The 20571-nt window shown below is 40.1% G+C and carries 17 protein-coding genes; 16 read left to right on the top strand and 1 reads right to left on the bottom strand.

The genetic code is table 11. From position 1 onward, the window contains the following. Positions 1–7: 7 nt before the first annotated feature. The 7 genes from opp4B to ACTWQB_RS07350 all read left to right on the top strand — a co-directional run bounded on the left by opp4B (position 8) and on the right by ACTWQB_RS07350 (position 6984). On the top strand, positions 8–970 hold the full coding sequence (opp4B, locus tag ACTWQB_RS07380; protein ID WP_443138546.1) for an oligopeptide ABC transporter permease: 963 nt from the start codon (positions 8–10) through the stop codon (positions 968–970). A gap of 119 nt (positions 971–1089) precedes the next feature. Next, a complete protein-coding gene (locus ACTWQB_RS07375; RefSeq protein ID WP_443138577.1) occupies positions 1090–1935 on the top strand; it encodes an ABC transporter permease in 846 nt (281 codons plus the stop codon). 91 nt (positions 1936–2026) lie between these two features. Continuing rightward, entirely contained in the window at positions 2027–3877 is a 1851-nt protein-coding gene (locus tag ACTWQB_RS07370; RefSeq protein WP_443138545.1) for an oligopeptide ABC transporter substrate-binding protein, read from the top strand. Between the two features lie 112 nt (positions 3878–3989). Continuing rightward, a complete protein-coding gene (locus tag ACTWQB_RS07365) occupies positions 3990–4820 on the top strand; it encodes a VOC family protein (protein ID WP_443138544.1) in 831 nt (276 codons plus the stop codon). Between the two features lie 249 nt (positions 4821–5069). Next, positions 5070–5447: a GntR family transcriptional regulator gene (locus tag ACTWQB_RS07360; RefSeq protein ID WP_443138543.1), complete on the top strand. Its 378-nt coding sequence runs from the start codon at positions 5070–5072 to the stop codon at positions 5445–5447. Continuing rightward, complete coding sequence (locus ACTWQB_RS07355) at positions 5444–6322, top strand: ATP-binding cassette domain-containing protein (protein WP_443138542.1); 879 nt, start codon at positions 5444–5446, stop codon at positions 6320–6322. Before ACTWQB_RS07360 ends, ACTWQB_RS07355 begins: the two co-directional genes overlap by 4 nt. Next, entirely contained in the window at positions 6322–6984 is a 663-nt protein-coding gene (locus ACTWQB_RS07350; protein ID WP_443138541.1) for a hypothetical protein, read from the top strand. Before ACTWQB_RS07355 ends, ACTWQB_RS07350 begins: the two co-directional genes overlap by 1 nt. 439 nt (positions 6985–7423) lie before the next feature. Here the strand turns inward: ACTWQB_RS07350 and ACTWQB_RS07345 are convergent, their stop codons facing one another. Beyond that, a complete protein-coding gene (locus ACTWQB_RS07345; RefSeq protein ID WP_443138540.1) occupies positions 7424–7888 on the bottom strand; it encodes a hypothetical protein in 465 nt (154 codons plus the stop codon). 297 nt (positions 7889–8185) lie between these two features. Here ACTWQB_RS07345 and ACTWQB_RS07340 point away from each other — a divergent pair, with 297 nt between their 5' ends. The 9 genes from ACTWQB_RS07340 to ACTWQB_RS07300 all read left to right on the top strand — a co-directional run bounded on the left by ACTWQB_RS07340 (position 8186) and on the right by ACTWQB_RS07300 (position 20563). Next, positions 8186–9373 carry an acetyl-CoA C-acetyltransferase gene (locus ACTWQB_RS07340; protein WP_443138539.1) on the top strand — a complete coding sequence of 396 codons (1188 nt, stop codon included), beginning with the start codon at positions 8186–8188 and terminating at the stop codon, positions 9371–9373. Positions 9374–9408: 35 nt separating this feature from the next. Next, positions 9409–10260 (top strand): 3-hydroxybutyryl-CoA dehydrogenase, encoded by an 852-nt coding sequence (locus ACTWQB_RS07335; RefSeq protein WP_443138538.1) that lies wholly within the window; start codon positions 9409–9411, stop codon positions 10258–10260. A gap of 13 nt (positions 10261–10273) precedes the next feature. Then, positions 10274–11413: an acyl-CoA dehydrogenase gene (locus ACTWQB_RS07330; RefSeq protein ID WP_443138537.1), complete on the top strand. Its 1140-nt coding sequence runs from the start codon at positions 10274–10276 to the stop codon at positions 11411–11413. Between the two features lie 13 nt (positions 11414–11426). Further along, positions 11427–12566: an acyl-CoA dehydrogenase gene (locus ACTWQB_RS07325; protein WP_443138536.1), complete on the top strand. Its 1140-nt coding sequence runs from the start codon at positions 11427–11429 to the stop codon at positions 12564–12566. Between the two features lie 212 nt (positions 12567–12778). Then, entirely contained in the window at positions 12779–13723 is a 945-nt protein-coding gene (meaB, locus tag ACTWQB_RS07320; RefSeq protein ID WP_443138535.1) for a methylmalonyl Co-A mutase-associated GTPase MeaB, read from the top strand. Further along, positions 13716–14333, top strand: a complete 618-nt coding sequence (locus ACTWQB_RS07315) for a TetR/AcrR family transcriptional regulator (RefSeq protein ID WP_443138534.1) — start codon at positions 13716–13718, stop codon at positions 14331–14333. Before meaB ends, ACTWQB_RS07315 begins: the two co-directional genes overlap by 8 nt. Positions 14334–14337: 4 nt before the next feature. Beyond that, complete coding sequence (gene icmF / locus ACTWQB_RS07310) at positions 14338–17562, top strand: fused isobutyryl-CoA mutase/GTPase IcmF (protein WP_443138533.1); 3225 nt, start codon at positions 14338–14340, stop codon at positions 17560–17562. 718 nt (positions 17563–18280) lie between these two features. Next, complete coding sequence (rpoE, locus tag ACTWQB_RS07305) at positions 18281–18748, top strand: DNA-directed RNA polymerase subunit delta (protein WP_443138532.1); 468 nt, start codon at positions 18281–18283, stop codon at positions 18746–18748. Between the two features lie 198 nt (positions 18749–18946). Further along, positions 18947–20563, top strand: coding sequence for a CTP synthase (locus ACTWQB_RS07300; RefSeq protein WP_443138531.1), 1617 nt, complete (start codon positions 18947–18949; stop codon positions 20561–20563). Positions 20564–20571 lie beyond the last annotated feature (8 nt).

The following is a 20571-nucleotide window of genomic DNA, read 5'->3' as shown; positions in this document are numbered from 1 at the left end:
TCAGACTATGTGGAAATTTATAGTTAGAAGATTATTGATCACTACACCGCAAATCATTTTATTAAGTATCATCGTATTTATATTAGCGAAATTAATGCCAGGGGATGCATTAACTGGACTGATAGATCCAAATATCAAACCAGAACGAATTGCTGAAATGAGAGAAAAATTAGGGCTGAATAATCCTTGGCACGTGCAATATAAAGATTGGGTTGTTGGTGCTTTACAAGGTGATTTTGGACAATCATTTAAATATAAGATGCCAGTATCAGATTTGATTTGGCAACGTGTTGTTAATACATTTTGGTTATCACTTGTTTCAACAATTATGATTTATGCAATTGGTTTACCACTAGGAATTATCAGTGGTCGTTACAATGACAAATTAATCGACCAATTAATTACTGGTTATACTTATATCGGTTTTGCGACACCAATTTTCATTTTCGGTTTAGTTGCTCTATGGGTATTTGGTTTTATGCTAGGTTGGTTCCCAACAGGAGGATCAGTAGCACCTGGACTAGAACCTGGATCGCTTCAGTACATTCTAAGTAAGTTGCACCACTTATTACTACCATCCTTGTCGATCGCCCTGATTGGTACGGTTGGAACGGTACAGTACTTAAGAAGTGAAATAATTGATACGAAGCAAAGAGATTTCATTTTAACAGCTCGCGCAAAAGGTGCTTCTGAAAGTCGTGTATATAATCGCCATATTTTCAGAAACTCAATTTTACCAATTGCTGCGTTCTTTGGTTATGAAATTGTAAACCTAATTAACGGTACAGTTTTTATAGAAAGAATCTTCAGTTACCCAGGAATGGGGAACTTGTTTATCGAATCAATTATGTTACGTGACTTCTCTGTTGTAACAGCGCTGGTTCTTTTATCTGGTATTCTAGCAATCTTAGGTGCATTATTATCAGATATTATTCTAAGTATTGTAGATCCACGTATTCGTATTAAATAAATTGATTGACATCAATGGGGGTGAGACATTTGGCACAGCATAATAGACAACAAGATGTTGATATTGAACAAGCAGTCAATGAAAGTCAAAAAGAGACTGAACATAAAAGTCCATCAGGGATGAGAATTTTCTGGAATGAAATTAAAAAGGATAAATTAGCGCTTGTGTCGTTAATATTCTTTACGTTAATAACGTTATTTGTATTTGGAGCTTCACTAATACTAGATTTAAAGGAAATCGTTAAAGTAGATTTATTCGCCTTATACGAACCACCTTCTAGTGAGTATTGGTTAGGAACAGACTATGGTGGGCGAGATGTATTTGGCCAATTAATCATAGGGACAAGAAACTCATTAGCTATAGGTTTCTTAGTAACAATCCTATCTGGGATCATTGGTGTTGTAGTTGGAGTTGTCTCAGGCTACTTCGGTGGACATATAGATAACGCGTTAATGCGTGTCGTTGACTTTTTTATGGTATTACCGTTCATTATGTTAGTAATCGTATTCGTTGCAATTGTTCCTGAATACAGCATTGTATCATTCTCGTTAATTATGACAGCATTCTTATGGATGGGAATTGCAAGGTTAATACGTTCTAAGGCATTACAAGAGAAAGAGCTTGATTATGCACAAGCATCAAGAACATTAGGTTCTTCTCATACTAAGATTATTTTTAAGCAAGTATTACCGAATATCACATCACTTATTGTTGTAACAATGACTCTAAACTTAGCTGCTAATATTGGAATTGAGTCAGGCTTATCATTCTTAGGATTTGGGTTCCCAGAGGAAACGCCGAGTCTTGGAACATTGTTAAGTTACACTACGAATCCAACAACATTGGAAAAGCGTTGGTGGATTTGGGTTCCAGCAGCAATTCTAATTCTATTATTAATGTTAGCTGTACGTAACGTCGGTGAGGCGTTAAAACGTGCGGCAGATGCTCGACAAAGACGAGCTTAATGGTGGTACCTACACTGGCAAATCCAGTGTTGAGTATAAAATTTTCAGTCAAAAAAGGCTGAGCAAAATTTTTAGGGGGAGGTAATTAATAATGAGCAGAACATTACTTGGCAAGTTTCTATTTGTCTTAATGCTCGCTTTCGTTCTTCTAATCGCTGCATGTAATAGCAGTGAAGAAGGTAACGAAGAGCCTTCTGAAGGTGAAGAAGGCACAGAAGAATCTTCTGAAGAAGAAGAGGAAGAAGAAACTGAAGAAGAAGAAAATACTGACGGACTTTACAGTATTGATGACTTCAGTACTTCAACATCAAACAATGGTGATCCTATTGATGGTGGAGAATTAACTTTCGGTTTAGTAACTGATACAGCATTTGAAGGTACACTAAACTGGAACTTCTATTCTGGTGCACCAGATGCAGAGGTTATTGCTTGGTTTGACGAATCATTATTTACTTATGATGAAAACTACACAATGACTAATGATGGTGCTGCAACTTATGAAGTAAATGAGGAAGAAAACACAATTACTTTCACGATTGGTGACAATGTTAACTGGCATGATGGCGAACCAGTAAAAGCTGAAGACTGGAAATTCGCTTACGAAGTTATCAAACATCCTGACTATGATGGTCCTCGTGGAAGCACGCCTGGTTTCACATTATTAAAAGGTCACGATGCATATGTGAATGGTGAAGCTGACGAAATTGAAGGGATCGAAGTTGTAGATGAGAAGACAATTACGTTCCACTATGAGCGTTTAACTCCTTCTCTATTAACAGGTGGTATTTGGTCTTATCCGTTAGCTAAACATATCTTTGGCGATATGGAAGTAGCAGATATGTCTGCATCTGACGCAGTACGTCAAGAACCAATTGGTTTTGGTCCGTACAAAGTTGATAGCATTGTTCCTGGTGAGTCTGTAACTTACGTTAAAAACGAAGATTATTGGAGAGGCGAACCTGCATTAGATAAAGTAACACTTAAAGTTGTTAGCCCTAGTACAGTTGCTAATGCTTTAGAAACTGGTGAAGTTGATTTAGTAGACAGCTTCCCTGTTGATCAGTTCCCTGACAACGCTGAAATGGAAGGCGTAGAGTGGTTAGGTGACATTGACTTAGCTTACACTTATATTGGTTTCAAATTAGGTGACTGGAATGAAGAAGAAGGTCGCGTAAACTATAAGCCTGATGAAATGAAAATGGGTGACGTAAACTTACGTCGTGCTATGTGGTATGCAGTCAATAACGATGCAGTTGGTAAAGAGTTCTACAACGGATTACGTTGGAATGCAACTACTTTAATTGCTCCATCACACCCTGCTTATCATGATGATTCAATTGAAACGCCAACATTCGATCCAGATGAAGCTAATCGTATTCTTGATGAGAATGGATATGAAGATGTAGACGGTGACGGATTCCGTGAAGATCCAGACGGTGAAGAGTTAGTTATTAACTTCGCTTCTATGTCAGGTGGCGACGTTGCTGAACCGTTAGCTCGTTACTACATCCAATCTTGGGAAAACGTTGGTCTAAACGTACAGTTAATTGACGGACGTCTTCTAGAGTTTAACTCGTTCTATGAGCGTGTAGGTAACGGTGGTAATGACGATCCTGAAGTTGACATTTACCAAGGTGCTTGGGGTGTTGGTTATGATGTAGACCCTAGTGGTTTATACGGCCCAGAAGCTATGTTCAACTTCCCACGTTATGAAAGTGAGAAGAACACTGAACTTCTAGAGAAAGGTATCTCTGATGAAGCATTCGATACTGAGTACCGTCAACAAGTTTACAGTGAATGGCAAGAATTCATGGTAGAGGAAATTCCTGTATTCCCTACTCTATACCGTTCTGTATTAATCCCAGTCAACGAGCGTGTTACAAACTATGACATCTCTGTTGGTTCTGGAGTTTACCGTTACGAAGTCGGTGTAACAGAATAAGGACTATTAATAGACTCAAGGTTAATCCTTGAGTCTATTTTTGTAAAGTTACTTACTTTTTGTAAGTGATTGTGTTACAATGTATTCATACTACAGAAAGTGAGTGATTTAAATGGGATATCATGAATTACCGACAAAATATATTGATCAAATCTCTTTAATTGTTTCGGACCTTGATAAGTCTATAACATTCTATAAAGATATGTTAGGAATGACATTAATTAAACAAACAGACTCACAGGCTGTTTTTACCTTTAATGGTGTAACGCCAGTTCTAACATTGGAACAAATAAAAGATGCCAAACCTTTAGATCGTCAAAAAACGGGTCTTTTTCATATTGCATACCTAGTCCCTACACGCCAAGACCTTGCGAACGTTGTTTACCACTTCTGGCGTAACCAACTGCCAGTACAAGGTGCATCAGATCATCATGTTTCCGAAGCTTTATATTTAGCAGACCCAGATGGTAATGGAATTGAAATTTACAGAGATCGTGAACCAGAAGAATGGCGGTGGAATGGAGAAGAGGTTGCAATGGACACAACACCACTAGACATTGAAGGTCTTTTAAAAGAACGCACGGAAAAAGGGTGGACCGGTTTCCCTGAAAACTCAACGATTGGCCACATCCACCTACAGGTACACGATTTGCCAAGTGTACAACCCTTTTATGAAAGGTTAGGGTTTGAAGTTGTGGCTAAATATGGTCCACAAGCTTTGTTCATGTCAGACAACAAGTACCATCATCATATTGGCTTAAATGTCTGGAACAGCCGTAACGGTGGACCTAAGGATGATGATCAAATCGGCTTAAATTGGTATTCAGTTAAAATGACAGAAGAAGACCGAGAACAAGTTAAAAAATCTTTTGGTGATCAAGTGAAACAATCAGATGAAGGGTATTTTGTGAGTGACCCTGCAGGCATAACAATTAAATTTTAAGAGATGAGAGACCTCGATTCGATCGTGGTCTTTTATTTTTGAATAAATTCCCCATAAGTCATTAAGATTTCCCCATATATTTAAAAACTTCCCCATAAATCAGAAAATTTCCCCATAAAATCAAAAACTTCCCCATATATCGTAATTTTTCCCCATAAAATAATTCTCTAATGAGTATTGCATTTTAAGAACATTAATTGTATTATGGTTATATACTTAACTATATAACCATATAGAGTGGTGATGAAAATGAGTCATGAATTTGATGAAGACAAACCAATATTCCAGCAAGTTAGGGAACGGATTGAAGATCAAATACTAAATGATCAACTTAAAGAAGGTGACCAGATCCCGTCAACAAACCAATTAGTGAACTTCTACAAGATTAATCATCTTACCGTAGCTAAAGGGATTAACCAGTTAGCAGACGAAGATATTATTTTCAAAAAGCGTGGTGTGGGGATGTTTGTATCTGAAGGAGCAAAAGAGAAATTGATAGAAAAGAGAAGGAGAACATTTCAACAAACTTATATCGTTCAACTAGTGCAAGAAGCAGAAAAGTTAAAGATCTCAGAAGATGAAATGTTGAAGATGATTCGGAAAGTTAAAAAGGGGGATGAAGAATGATGGCTTACAAATTAGAGGCAAAGAATGTTTCGATGCATTATAGGAATTTCAAAGCATTAAGAGATATATCTTTCACATTGGAAGGTAATAAAATCGTTGGGTTGATTGGGCGTAATGGTGCAGGTAAAACTACGTTACTCTCCATACTGTCCGCTTATAGTGATGCAACTGTCGGTTATATTGAAGCAAATGGGGAACTCACATTTGAGAATTCACAATACATGAAGGACCTGACTTTTTTATATGAAGCGCCAGTAAAAGACCTTCAAGATCAAAAGGCAGAAAAATTCTTTAAGAAATTAAAATTATACCGTCCTAATTTTGATGAAACGTATGCTAATGAGTTAATGGCTCGTTTTAAAGTTCCTAGTAATAAAAATTTAAGTAAACTTTCTAAAGGTCAGTTATCTGCCTTTAACATGATTGTAGGATTAGCAAGCAGGACGCCAATTACTATCATGGATGAAGTTTATCTAGGTATGGATGCTCCGACACGTGCAATGTTTTATAAAGAACTATTAAAAGAACAAGAAAAACATCCAAGATTGTTCATTTTATCAACGCACCTTGTATCAGAAATGGAGTATTTATTTGATGAAGTTATGATGATTCACGATGGCGAGCTTTTGCTACATGACGATTATCAGTCCATTATTGATCAAGGCTTCTTCATAACTGGTAGTCCTGAAATCGTTGATGAGTTTACCTCATCGAAGGAAGTACTATACGAAGAAACAATTGGTGGCATGAAATCTGTATTAATCTACAAGAGTTTCACAGAACGCGATTTACAAGAAGCAAAAGAGGTTGGACTCGAAATTAAAAATGCTAAACTTCAGGATTTATTCACATATCTTACTGGGGGTGAGAGTTAATGGATCAAACATCAAAAATAGTTTTTAAAGACTACTATCGTGATCTATTTAAGTGGCTGCTTTTTTTAGTGATACTATCAATTGTGGTAAGAGTCGTTACTTATTTAATTAACTACTTCGTGGAAGAAGCGTCAGAGTTAGGTCATTTTCTAGATTTTACGCTTGATCCAATGACAATCGGGTTATTAATATTAGGGATTATCGCAATCTATGGATTTCTACCACAAGTTATAAAACTAGGAGGAACCAGAAAATCATTCTTTATAGGAATGGTATATACCGTTTTAGCCTTAATTTTAAGTTATACATTAGTAAATCTTAGCTTAACGTTTATTGAGTATACTGTGATGCAAACTTCTAACATTAATTCAATTGCCCTAGCAGATGTATGGTACTATGTCATCAGTCTATTTCTAAGCTTCCTTGCGGGTATATTTATTGCGTTAGGGTTTTATCGTTACCATTGGGTCATTGGTTTGCTTTTTATTCTAGTTTTACTTATATCGAAAGTGTTTGCGGATTTTATTTCACATCTTATTTCAGACATTTTAACTGGCGCTAAATTCGACTTTCTATTGAGTTCATTAGGAGATTATACTTTGATTGCATTAGGACTTTGGCTTAGTTACAAAATGATAAAAGATGTTCCAATAAAAATGTAAAAAAAGAGGCTGGGACAAAAGAAAAGTAGCTTAACAAAAAACGAATATTGAGTTTTATTAGCGTAGTCAAAATGCGCAGACTCCTGGTCGGCTAAAAACGGCCACGTCCTGCGCCTGCGATTACTCGGCGCAAACTTAGGCAAAGAAGTAATGCAAGTAGCATTTGTGGCCAACGCCGACACTAGACCGTCCAGGTCGTCGCAGAACAGCACGAGCTGAGGGGCCACAGGATGTGGGTCAGTTCGGCGTTGCAACATGGATGTTGCGTATTTAGCCGAACATCCTTAAACTTCGAACGAAAGTGAGTTTGGGGAAGTTGAAGCCGTGCCTGCGGAAAGCGAAGCATTTTGACGCAGCTAAAAATTGAAGACGAATATTAGGAGTAACTTGACTCCTAATATTCGTCTTCTCTAAGGATAAGATATCTTTTGTCCCAGCCTCATTTATTATAATCCCATAATATTCTCCACTCACCAGCTACCTCCGTTGCGTACACACCTTGTACGATTGTGAAGTTACCGTACTTGCCTTTGTAAGTTTTGGAGACGTCAAATTTGTATAGCCTGTCAATTCGTTCCGCACCGTCTTCCATCGTCCAATCTGTGACCTCAGTGGGACCACTTAGACTATACGCAAAAGTTTGTACACCAAAGTGGTTCATAAACACGTGGGCTCGGTCTTGTATATAATGTGCTTTGTCGAATTTTTGTTGCATCTGAGGGTGGAACATTTCCCATGAATGAGAAAAGGCGCCTTCCTGTTCAAACTGATAAAACTTATGAATTGCTTCAGTTGCCTGATCTTCAGGGGATTTGGTGAAATTCATAAAACTAATAAATAATAGTACGACAATCGCAGAAAACACTATTAATATAATAAAAGCTTTACCGTTCCCTCTTCTCATAAGGATCCCCCTTAAAAAAGCAATCTCTAGTTCATTTTATTAATCAATGTACAAGTTTATTATTAAAAAGGACCAATCCATAGATTAAAAGATTCAAAAGACATATTTTTAAAACCGTTGAAGTAAGAAAAAGACCTATTAACCTGTGCAAAAGGACCATTCGATGGGGAAAGATGGTTCATTAAATCTTTCTAATAATAAAATTCATAAAATTATGCCATTGAGCGAGCGTTCAGTCGGTTTTATGTTATAATTATGTTAGCGTTTACAAAGAGTCAAGTAAAGGGAGGAATCATAGTGTCAAATACAGTGATTGTAGCAGGTGCGAGAACGCCTTTCGGTAAATTTGGTGGAGGTCTTGCCCCGTTAACAGCAGCTCAATTAGGTGGAATCGCCATTAAAGAAGCGCTTAATCGAGCTTCTGTTGAAGGAAAGAATGTACAGGAAGTGATCATGGGGACAGTTTTACAAGGTGGTCAAGGTCAACTTCCATCTCGTCAAGCATTACGTTATGCAGGAATTCCTTGGGAGACAAAGACGGAAACAATCAACAAAGTATGTGCATCAGGTATGCGTAGTGTGGCACTAGGGGATATGATGATACGTTTAGGAGAGGAAGACACAATCGTAGCAGGTGGAATGGAGAGCATGAGTAATGCGCCATACTTTATGCCAAACGCGCGTTGGGGAATGCGTATGGGCGATCAAAAAGTGGTCGACATGATGGTGCATGACGGTCTAACTTGCTCGTTTGAAAATGTCCACATGGGAACTTACGGTAACCGAACTGCGAATAAGTTCGAGTTATCTCGTGAAGATCAAGATAATTGGGCAGCTCAAAGCCATGAGCGTGCGCTTAAGGCAATTGAAGAAGGTAAGCTAGCTGATGAAATCGTTCCAGTTGAAGTCCCTCAGCGTAAAGGTGACCCAATAGTCGTAGATACAGACGAAGCACCTCGCCAAGGCACAACAGCTGAAAAACTAGCAAAGCTTCGCCCGGCTTTTGATAAAGACGGCACAATTACAGCGGGTAACGCACCAGGTGTTAACGACGGGGCAGCTGCAATGGTGTTAATGTCTGAAGAAAAAGCGAAAGCAGAAGGTAAAGAAACACTAGCAAAAGTGATTGGCCATGCTGAAGTAGCAGTTGAAGCAGACCGATTCCCTGAAACACCAGGAATCGTGATTAATAAATTACTAGAAAAAACAGGCTATAGCCTAGATGATATTGATTTATTCGAAGTTAATGAAGCCTTCGCAGCAGTTTCATTAGCAAGTGGAAAAATTGCTGGCTTAGATCCGGAAAAAGTGAACGTGAACGGTGGTGCAGTTGCACTTGGTCACCCGATTGGTGCAAGTGGTGCACGTATCGTTTTAACGTTAGCTTATGAATTAAAACGCCGTGGTGGCGGTTTAGGGATCGCGTCAATCTGTTCTGGCGGCGGTCAAGGTGATGCGTTATTAATCGAAGTACCAAAACAGTAGATAATAGATTTAGAGATTGAAAGGAAGGGTTTTTCATGACAATTAAGAACGTTATGGTCATTGGAGCTGGACAAATGGGCTCGGGGATTGCACAAGTTTTTGCCCAGTCTGGTTTCGATGTTAAACTAAACGATTTATCTGAAGAAGCATTACAAAAAGGCCTTGCAACGATGGAGAAGCTTTTATCTCGTAACGTTGATAAAGGTCGTATGACTGAAGAAGAAAAGACAGAAACGTTAAACCGTATTCAGACGACAACCTCATTAGATGAGGCAAGTGACCGTGATTTAGTTATTGAGGCAGTCGTTGAAAACATGGATGTTAAAACTCAAGTTTTCCAAAAGTTAGATGAAGTGACGCCAAAACACGCGATTCTAGCAACGAATACATCATCTCTACCAATTACAGATATCGCTGCAGTAACGAATCGTCCTGAACAAGTTATTGGGATGCACTTCATGAATCCAGTTCCAGTAATGAAGCTGGTTGAGATTATTCGTGCGATACAAACATCAGATCAAACTTATAAAACGATTGAAGAAGCGGCAAAAGCATTGAACAAAACACCGGTTGAAGTAAATGACTACCCAGGATTTGTTTCGAACCGTGTATTAATGCCGATGATTAACGAAGCGATTTACACAGTATATGAGGGTGTTGCAGAGCCAGAAGCAGTCGATGAAGTAATGAAGCTCGGTATGAATCATCCAATGGGTCCATTAACCTTAGCAGACTTTATTGGACTTGATACGTGCTTATACATCATGGAAGTCCTTTACGAAGGATTTGGTGACAGCAAGTATCGTCCATGTCCATTACTTAAGAAATATGTTAGCGCCGGTTGGTTAGGTAAAAAATCTGGCCGCGGTTTCTACGTGTACGAATAGGAGGGCACCTTAGATGAATTTAAACTTCACAGATGAGCAGAACATGATGCGTAAGATGGTGCGTGACTTTGCTCAGCAAGAAGTCGCACCAGCTGTAGAGCGTATGGAAACTGAGGATCGTTTTCCAGTAGAGCTTATTGAAAAAATGGGTGAGCTAGGGATCCTTGGTATTCCTGTTCCAGAAGAATACGGTGGCGCAGGGATGGATTATGTCTCGTACATCATTGCGATTCATGAATTGTCTAAAGTAAGTGCAACATTAGGTGTTATTTTATCGGTACACACATCAGTCGGAACGTTTCCAATTTTAAAATTCGGAACAGACGAGCAAAAGAAGCACTACATTCCAAAGCTAGCTTCAGGTGAGTACTTAGGGGCTTTTGCTTTAACAGAACCAGGTGCAGGTAGTGATGCTGGTTCACTAAAAACTCGTGCTGTAAAAGATGGAGATGAGTACGTATTAAACGGATCAAAAATCTTCATCACTAACGGTGGTTACGCTGATACGTATATTGTGTTTGCCAAGACGGACCAAGATGCTGAAAGTAAAGGGATTTCCGCGTTTATCGTTGAAAAAGACACACCAGGTTTTGAAGTTGGAAAGCCTGAAGAAAAGATGGGCCTTCACGGTTCAGCAACGGTTCCACTAACGTTTGATAACTGCCGAGTCCCAGCAAGCCAGTTGTTAGGTGAAGAAGGCGAAGGGTATAAAATTGCACTTTCGAACCTTAACATTGGCCGAATCGGGATTGGGGCACAAGCATTAGGGATCGCAGAAGCAGCCTTAAACGCAGCAACGGGTTATGCAAAAGAGCGTGAACAATTCGGAAAGCCAATTGCACATAATCAAGGTATTTCGTTTAAGTTAGCCGATATGGCAACGGCTGTTGAAGGATCAAAACTATTAATCTATAACGCAGCATCCATGCATGAAGCGGGAGTTGACTGTGCGAAGGAAGCTTCAATGGCTAAAAAATTCGCCTCTCAAACGGCAGTCGATGTTTCAATTGAAGCTGTGCAGGTCTACGGTGGTTACGGCTACACGAAAGATTACCCGGTTGAGCGATATATGCGTGATGCGAAAATCACTCAAATCTACGAAGGCACAACTGAAATTCAAAATCTAGTCATTAGCAGGCATTTACTTAAATAGGAGGAATTTTGACATGAACTTTCAACTAACAGAAGAACAACAAATGTTACGTAAAATGGTTCGTGACTTTGCAGAAAATGAAGTCGCACCAACAGCAGCAGAGCGTGATGAAGAAGAGCGCTTTGATCGAGAAATTTTTGACACCATGGCTGAACTTGGCCTAACAGGAATTCCATGGCCAGAAGAGTACGGTGGTATTGGCTCAGACTTTGTGAGCTATGCGATTGCCGTTGAAGAATTATCTCGTGTATGTGCCTCTACTGGGGTAACATTGTCGGCTCACATTTCACTAGCAAGCTGGCCAATTTATACTTACGGAAATGAAGATCAGAAGAAAAACTTCTTACAACGTCTTGCAACAGGTGAAGCATTAGGTGCTTACGCATTATCTGAGCCAGGTGCTGGTAGTGATGTAGCATCCATGCGCACGACTGCGAAAAAAGACGGTGACGACTATATTCTAAACGGAAGCAAAGTATGGATTACAAATGGTGGCGTAGCTGATATCTATGTGGTGTTTGCGAAAACAGATGTTGACGCGAAGCATAGAGGAATCTCTGCTTTTATCGTTGAGAAGGGCACAGACGGATTTTCGTTTGGTAAAAAAGAACAGAAGTTAGGGATTCGTTCATCCCCTACAACGGAGTTAATTTTTGAAAACTGCCGAGTACCTAAAGAAAACATGCTAGGTGAAGAAGGTCAAGGGTTCAAAATTGCGATGACAACATTAGACGGCGGTCGTAACGGTATTGCCGCACAAGCTGTTGGAATTGCTCAAGGTGCATTAGACGCAGCAACGGACTATGCAAAAGAACGTGAACAGTTTGGTAAGCCAATTGCGAACAACCAAGGAATTTCGTTCAAACTTGCAGACATGGCGACTCAAGTTGAAGCTTCTCGTCTATTAACGTATCAAGCGGCGTATAACGAGTCAGAAGGCCTGCCGTATCAGAAAGAATCGGCGATGGCAAAGTTATATGCAGGTGATACAGCGATGAAAGTAACGGTTGAAGCGGTTCAAGTTTATGGTGGTTATGGTTACACGAAAGATTACCCAGTTGAACGCTTCATGCGTGATGCGAAAATTACTCAAATTTACGAAGGCACACAAGAAATCCAACGTCTCGTGATCGGACGAATGGTGACGAAGTAATTAGTGTATTTTAGTTTTGCTACAGGCGGACGCTTTCCGCGGGCACGGCCTCAACTTCACAAAACTCACTTACATTCGTTTTGCGTGATTTTCAGCTCGTGCTGTTCCCGCAGGAGTCGCCGCCTTTCGCAAACTAATCCCGAATCATTTCTTTCGTGCACCATAAATCGCAATTCACATTCATTAATTTTAATCAAGAAAGGATGAAACCAATGGATCAACTAGCAGACCGCATTGCCGAACAAGATCAACGCGCCTTAGCACGAGCCATCACACTCATTGAAAACGACCACCCAGACAAACTCGAGCTCATGAGCCAACTCAATGCGCGTAAGAAACACGCCCATTACATCGGCATCACGGGATCACCAGGTGCCGGCAAAAGCTCGCTCGTTGATCGCCTCATTACACTTTTACGTGAAAAAGGTAAAAATGTAGCAGTCATCGCAGTTGATCCAACCAGTCCTTTCAGCGGTGGTGCTCTTCTAGGTGACCGAGTGCGCATGCATAAACATTTTACTGACCAAGAAGTATTCATCCGCAGTATGGCAACGCGCGGTAGCCTTGGGGGTCTTGCAAGAGCAACCAAAGATGCGATTCGTGCTTGTGATGCATATGGGTTTGACTACATTATCGTGGAAACAGTCGGCGTTGGGCAGTCTGAACTCGATATCATGAAGGTGGCTGATACGACCGCTGTTATGCTGACACCAAACAGTGGCGATATCCTTCAAATTTTCAAGGCTGGCATTATGGAAATCGCGGATCTTTTTATCCTGAATAAAGCTGATTTACCTGGTGTTAAAAAATTAAAGAACACCTTGCGTGATTTAATTCATATCGCTGGCCATCGTGGGTTTGAACCGCAAATCGTTGAAACGAGTGTGACTGAGAATTTCGGTTTCGATAAACTGTTCGATGCATTCCGAAAACACCGTCATTACTTAGACGAAACGAATACAGGTCAGGAAAAACGAAGTGAGCAGCTTCGTTATGAAGTGTATGAACTCATGCAGGAAGCATTGTGGAAGGATGTATATCAGTTTGTATCAGACGACCCCGATAAACAAGAAGAACTTAAACAGTCTGATGATCCTTACCAGTTAGCCAAACAGTGGCTATCGGAATGGCGTAAAGTAGGTGGAGCGAATGGTTAAACCCATTGATTCATCAATTAAGGATGAACAATTAATTCAAAAGCGTCGTGAACAGTTGCAAAAAGGTGCGGTTTCTCTTTTTACCCAAAAGGGGTTCCACCGTGCAACAACAAGAGAAATCGCAAAAGCAGCAGGCTTCTCAATTGGAACGCTTTATGAATATATCAGGAAAAAAGAAGACGTTCTTTTTCTCGTCTGTGATGCCATTTACGATGAAGTAAAGGCGAGGATGGAAGCCGTTTTTAACACAAAAGAGACGTCAGAAGACACGCTATATCAAGCGGTTAAGTCTTATTACGAGCTGATGGATGATATGCAGGATGAGGTTTTGGTGTTATATCAGGAATTAAAAGCCCTACCAAAGGATGCTCAAGAGTATGTTTTAGAGAAAGAACGGCAGATGGTTCATCTTCTGGAACGTGTCATTCAAAATAATTATCCGAATTTATCTAGCGATCAGCTCACCATTATTGCGAATAACATTTTTATTCAAGGACAAATGTGGGGCTTCAGACGTTGGATGTTACAAAAAGAATTTTCATTAGAACAATACACAAATCTACAATTTGAATTACTAAAAAGTCAGCTTGAGCTGACGAGAGGAGGATGATGTTATGCAACAACAGGAAGTGTACAAAGTGAAGCATCCTGTTCGTTTTGTCACGGCTTCAAGCTTGTTTGATGGTCACGATGCATCGATTAATATTATGCGTCGTATTTTACAAGCGAGTGGAGCGGAAATCATTCACCTTGGGCATAACCGTTCGGTTGAAGAAGTGGTGAACGCGGCAATTCAGGAAGACGTACAAGGGATTGCGATTTCATCTTACCAAGGTGGACACGTGGAATATTTTAAGTACATGGTTGATTTACTCAATGAAAAAGGTGCAGGACATATCCGTGTTTACGGTGGTGGAGGCGGGGTTATTTTACCTCGTGAAATTAAAGAACTTCACGACCATGGTGTGGCGCGTATTTTCTCACCAGAGGATGGACGTCAGATTGGTTTACAAGGCATGATTAACACAATGCTAGAAGAATGTGATCATCCTACACCGCTTGAGCTAGAGTCCGATGCGACAAAGGCACAAAAGGGAGATTACCAAGCAATTGCGCGACTAATTTCTCACGTTGAAAATGAAGACGTAACGAGTGACAAACTTCAAGATTTATTAAAAATTACTCGTGAAGACGTACCGGTTCTAGGGATTACAGGTACAGGTGGTGCTGGTAAAAGTTCATTAACAGATGAGCTTGTTCGTCGTTTCATCAATGAGGTTCCTGATAAGAAGCTTGCGATTTTATCTGTTGACCCAACGAAGAAGAAAACAGGTGGTGCACTACTTGGTGACCGTATTCGTATGAATGCGATTTTTAATGAACGCGTGTATATGCGCTCCCTTGCGACGCGTAGTTCTAAAACAGAGCTGTCACAAGCCATTTTAGATGCGATTCGTGTCGTGAAAGCAGCTGATTTTGACTTCATCATCGTTGAAACGAGTGGAATCGGTCAAGGGGATGCTGAAATTACCGAAATCACAGACTTATCGATGTATGTGATGACGGCTGAATTCGGTGCGCCGACTCAGTTAGAAAAAATCGATATGATCGATTTTGCGGATTTCATCGTCATTAACAAGTTCGAACAAAAAGGATCTGAGGATGCGTTTAACCAAGTGCGTAAACAGTACAGCCGTAGCCGCATGCTATTCCATGATGATCCTGAGACGTTCCCGGTATTCGGTACAATTGCGTCACAGTTTAACGACCCTGGAACGAACACGTTGTTTGCATCCATTTTAGAAACGATTAATGACCGTTACGACTGGAATGTTGAAGTGCCTTTCGAGACAAAAATTAAGTTAGTCGAAAAGCAAAACTTAATCATTCCACCTGAGCGCCGTCAATATTTACGTGACATCGTTCAAACGGTTCAAGGTTATAAAGAAGATGCGAAGAAACAAAGCAAGATTGCGCGTAAGCTTTATCAATTAAAAGGGACCGAAGAGGAAATCGGTCAAGTTGAAGAGCTGAAACAACTAATCGAGAAGTACGAAAAAGAATTAGAAGCCGACAACAAGGCTAAATTAGAGAAATTTGATGAACTGAAAGAAACATACACGAAAGATCAACTGTCTTATAAAGTTCGAGACAAAGAATTTACCGTCGATTTAAACACAGAAAGCTTATCAGGTATAAAAGTACCGAAAGTTGCGTTACCGAAATATCGCGACTGGGGCGACCGTTTATATTGGATGCTGATGGAAAATGTGCCAGGTGCCTTCCCGTTCACGGCAGGTGTTTTCCCGTTCAAGCGTAAAGGGGAAGACCCAACACGTCAGTTTGCTGGAGAAGGAACGCCTGAACGTACTAATCGTCGTTTCCATTACTTATCGAAAAATGAAGCGGCTAAACGTTTAAGTACGGCATTTGATTCCGTAACATTATACGGTGAAGACCCGGATGAGCGTCCAGACATTTACGGTAAAGTAGGGGAGTCTGGTGTCAGCATTTGTACGTTAGATGACATGAAGAAACTTTATGATGGCTTCGATTTAGTGGATCCAATGACATCTGTATCGATGACAATTAACGGACCAGCACCGATTATCTTGGCGATGTACTTTAACACAGCGATTGACCAGCAGCTGAAGAAGTTCAAAGACGAAAATGGGCGCGATCCAAATCAAAAAGAATTTGAACAAATTAAAGCTGAAACGATTTCGGTTGTTCGTGGCACGGTTCAGGCAGATATCTTAAAAGAAGACCAAGGCCAAAACACGTGTATCTTCTCAACTGAGTTTGCACTACGTATGATGGGTGATATTCAGGAATACTTCATTAATAATGAAGTTCGTAACTACTACTCGGTTTCGATTTCTGGGTATCACATCGCAGAAGCGGGAGCGAATCCAATCAGTCAGCTAGCGTTTACACTTGCGAATGGCTTCACGTACGTTGAGTACTACTTGAGCCGTGGCATGGATATTAATAAGTTCGCACCGAATTTGTCGTTCTTCTTCTCAAACGGATTAGATCCAGAGTATACGGTAATTGGCCGTGTGGCACGCCGCATTTGGTCAGTTGCGATGCGAGATAAATACGGTGCTAACGAACGTAGTCAGAAGTTGAAGTATCACATCCAAACATCTGGGCGTTCACTACACGCACAGGAAGTGGACTTCAACGACATCCGTACGACGCTACAAGCCTTAATCGCGATTCAGGACAACACGAACTCACTACACACGAACGCTTATGACGAAGCCATTACAACACCAACTGAAGAATCCGTTCGTCGTGCAATGGCAATCCAGATGATTATTAATAAAGAGTTCGGCCTAACGAAAAACGAAAACTCACTACAAGGCTCATTTATTTTAGAAGAACTAACAGACCTTGTTGAAGAAGCGGTTTTACAAGAGTTCGAACGCATTAACGACCGCGGTGGCGTACTCGGTGCGATGGAACGCCAGTATCAACGTGGTAAGATTCAAGAAGAATCTCTATATTATGAAGGTAAAAAGCACTCAGGTGAACTTCCAATTGTTGGGGTGAACACATATGTGAATCCGAACCCACCATCTGAAGATGAGATCAACTCAATGGAAGTGGCTCGTGCATCGCAAGAAGAGAAACAGCAACAAATTAAGAATCTGCGTGACTTCCAGACGCGTAACTCTGATAAAGCAGACAAAGCATTAGCACGCCTTAAAGAAGTCGCGGCTTCAAACGGTAACATTTTCGAAGAACTCATGGAAACCGTTAAAGTCGCAAGTTTAGGCCAAATCACAAACGCCTTATACGAAGTCGGCGGCCAATACCGTCGTAACATGTAATAGGAATAAACCACCAACCTCGCTGTTGGTGGTTTTTTAATGAAAAAAGTTAGATAAATGAAGTTTAGGGGTAGATAAAATAGCGATTTTTACTTCGTCGACAAATTTCACGGTAGATATATTTCAAAAAGAGGTAGATAAACTCCAAAACAAAGTAGATATATCACAAGAAAATTTATTTATTTAATCTGGGATAGAAGATATAGTAAATTTAAAATCACTTGTTATTAGCGTAGTCAAAATGCAAGACTCCTGGTCGGCTAAAAACGGCCACGTCCTGCGCCTGCGATTACTCGGCGCAAACTTAAGCAAAGAGGTAATGCAAGTAGCATTTGTGGCCAACGCCGACACTAGACCGTCCAGGTCGTCGCAGAACAGCACGAGATGAGGGGCCACAGGATGTGGGTCAGTTCGGCGTTGCAACATGGATGTTGCGTATTTAGCCGAACATCCTTAAACTCCGAACGAGAGTGAGTTGGGGGAAGTTGAAGCCGTGCCTGCGGAAAGCGAAGCATTTTTACGAAGCTAAAAACAGAATTTGATTCTTATAGTTTAATAAATATTTTGTCACAAGCTTATCCACATTGAATAAATCCTTCTTTTTATGTCTAAAATTAATTTTGTACTTGAATTGACTTACCGTTGTGGTATTCTGTAAACTAGAAAAATAGCATAATTATGGTTTCCACCATCGACATTGGGTAAAGGAGTGCTGGAAGTGACGTTGGAAAAATATACCAAAGAGGAATTAAAAGAGGTTTCAATGGTTGAAGTAGCTTATGAGATCTTAGCAGAAGAAAAGAAAGCTATGAACTTTAATGAAATCTTTGAATTAATTGCAGAAGCGAAAGAATTCACCCAAGAGGAAAAAGAAGAATATATCGTTCAATTTTATACAGATTTAAATATTGATGGACGTTTCATGTCTGTTGGCTCAAACATTTGGGGCCTAAAAAAGTGGTACCCATATGATCAACAAGAAGATGACACGATTTCGTTCAACGAAGAAATTCCTAAGAAAAAGAAGAAGAAAAAGAAAAAAGAAGATGATGCAGAGCTTCTTGAGGATGAAGTGGAACCTGAACTTGGAGAAGAAGATTTCACCATTGAAGAAGATGACGAAGAACTCTTCGACGATGATGACGACGAAGAAATAGTTGAAGATGACGACGAAGAAGATTTATAAAGTTTAGCTTGACTTATCAAATAGAAAACTTTAAGATTTTATGTGGGCTCTCAAAAAAAGGACAAGCTCCCGACTTAGTTCGGGAGCTTTTTTTATTTTTAATGGGAATTCTTAGTTTCGGTAAGTGTTAAAAAAACGTTATAAGGAAAACTAACATAAAAACTCCCCGACTTATGTAATAGAAAGGCAGGATGCAAAATGACAAAGTATATTTTCGTAACAGGTGGAGTGGTTTCATCACTAGGCAAAGGAATCACAGCAGCATCACTTGGTCGTTTATTAAAAAATCGCGGACTCAACGTCACGATCCAAAAATTCGACCCATACTTAAACGTGGACCCAGGTACTATGAGTCCTTATCAACACGGTGAGGTTTTCGTCACAGAAGACGGTGCCGAAACTGACTTAGACTTAGGTCACTATGAGCGTTTTATCGATATTAATTTGAATAAATACAGCAACATCACAACAGGTAAAGTTTACTCATCCGTCATTCGCAAGGAGCGTCGAGGGGATTACTTAGGTGGAACAGTTCAGGTCATCCCACACATCACAAACGAGATTAAAAATAAAGTATTCCAAGCGGGTAAAGAAACGAATGCAGACGTCGTCATCACTGAGATTGGCGGTACAGTCGGGGACATCGAAAGTCTTCCATTCTTAGAAGCGATTCGTCAGCTTAAGAGTGACCTTGGACGCGACAATGTTATGTATATTCACTGTACGCTAGTTCCATACATCAAAGCTGCAGGTGAGTTAAAAACAAAGCCGACCCAGCACTCGGTAAAAGAGCTTCGTTCTCTTGGTATACAACCTGATGTTATTGTCTTAAGAACAGACATGGAGATCAGTAAAGAAATGAAAGAGAAAATTGCTCTTTTCTGTGATATTAATGAAAAAGCTGTCATCGAAGCTTTAGACTGTGATGTTTTATACGAAGTAGCATTAGAACTTAGAAAGCAAGGGTTGGACCAGCTGACATTAGATCACTTCAACCTTAACTATCCAGAAGCGAACATGGACGAATGGGAAGGGCTTATTCAAAAGGTTAAAAACTTATCTGAATCAGTTACAATCGGTCTAGTCGGTAAATATGTATCACTACAGGATGCATATATATCTGTCGTTGAAGCCTTGAAACACGCAGGATTTGCACATGATGCAGATATCGAAGTGAAATGGATCAGCTCTGAAGATGTAAATGATGACAATGCGGCTGATTATCTATCAGACGTTGACGGTATCTTAGTACCTGGCGGCTTTGGTGATCGTGCCATTGAAGGTAAAATCTCTGCCATAAAATATGCACGTGAAAACAAAATTCCATTCTTAGGAATTTGTTTAGGTATGCAACTAGCAACAGTTGAATATGCACGTAATGTATTAGGACTAAAAGGTGCTCACTCAGCTGAAATCGACCCAAGTACACCACATCCAATCATTGACCTTTTACCAGAACAAAAGGATGTAGAAGACTTAGGTGGAACACTTCGTCTAGGTGTTTATGCTTGTCGCCTTCAAAACGGTACAAAAGCACTCGACGCTTATGGTGAAGAGGTTGTATACGAGCGACACCGTCACCGTTATGAATTTAACAATCAATATCGTCAACAGATGGAAGACGCAGGGTTTGTATTCTCAGGCAAAAGCCCAGACGATCGCTTAATCGAAATTATTGAAGTCAAAGATCATCCATGGTTTGTGGCGACACAGTTCCACCCTGAGTTCAAATCACGTCCGACTCGCCCACAGCCGTTGTTTAGAGATTTTATCGAACATAGTTTAAGTGTTAAGCAACAAGTTTCGACAAAATAACTTATTGA

It is taken from the genome of Piscibacillus sp. B03, from assembly GCF_052246295.1.
Taxonomy (GTDB): Bacteria; Bacillota; Bacilli; order Bacillales; family Alkalibacillaceae; genus Piscibacillus.
This window is presented reverse-complemented; position numbering and strand designations above follow the sequence as displayed.

Excerpts from the sequence above, each read along its gene's own strand:
- ACTWQB_RS07335 (WP_443138538.1), top strand. The coding sequence starts at position 9,409 with ATGACAATTAAGAACGTTATGGTCATTGGAGCTGGACAAATGGGCTCG.
- ACTWQB_RS07330 (WP_443138537.1), top strand. The coding sequence starts at position 10,274 with ATGAATTTAAACTTCACAGATGAGCAGAACATGATGCGTAAGATGGTG.
- icmF (WP_443138533.1), top strand. The coding sequence starts at position 14,338 with ATGCAACAACAGGAAGTGTACAAAGTGAAGCATCCTGTTCGTTTTGTC.
- meaB (WP_443138535.1), top strand. The coding sequence starts at position 12,779 with ATGGATCAACTAGCAGACCGCATTGCCGAACAAGATCAACGCGCCTTA.
- ACTWQB_RS07370 (WP_443138545.1), top strand. The coding sequence starts at position 2,027 with ATGAGCAGAACATTACTTGGCAAGTTTCTATTTGTCTTAATGCTCGCT.
- ACTWQB_RS07300 (WP_443138531.1), top strand. The coding sequence starts at position 18,947 with ATGACAAAGTATATTTTCGTAACAGGTGGAGTGGTTTCATCACTAGGC.
- ACTWQB_RS07350 (WP_443138541.1), top strand. The coding sequence starts at position 6,322 with ATGGATCAAACATCAAAAATAGTTTTTAAAGACTACTATCGTGATCTA.
- opp4B (WP_443138546.1), top strand. The coding sequence starts at position 8 with ATGTGGAAATTTATAGTTAGAAGATTATTGATCACTACACCGCAAATC.
- ACTWQB_RS07360 (WP_443138543.1), top strand. The coding sequence starts at position 5,070 with ATGAGTCATGAATTTGATGAAGACAAACCAATATTCCAGCAAGTTAGG.
- ACTWQB_RS07345 (WP_443138540.1), bottom strand. The coding sequence starts at position 7,888 with ATGAGAAGAGGGAACGGTAAAGCTTTTATTATATTAATAGTGTTTTCT.
- ACTWQB_RS07315 (WP_443138534.1), top strand. The coding sequence starts at position 13,716 with ATGGTTAAACCCATTGATTCATCAATTAAGGATGAACAATTAATTCAA.
- ACTWQB_RS07365 (WP_443138544.1), top strand. The coding sequence starts at position 3,990 with ATGGGATATCATGAATTACCGACAAAATATATTGATCAAATCTCTTTA.
- ACTWQB_RS07375 (WP_443138577.1), top strand. The coding sequence starts at position 1,090 with ATGAGAATTTTCTGGAATGAAATTAAAAAGGATAAATTAGCGCTTGTG.
- ACTWQB_RS07325 (WP_443138536.1), top strand. The coding sequence starts at position 11,427 with ATGAACTTTCAACTAACAGAAGAACAACAAATGTTACGTAAAATGGTT.
- ACTWQB_RS07355 (WP_443138542.1), top strand. The coding sequence starts at position 5,444 with ATGATGGCTTACAAATTAGAGGCAAAGAATGTTTCGATGCATTATAGG.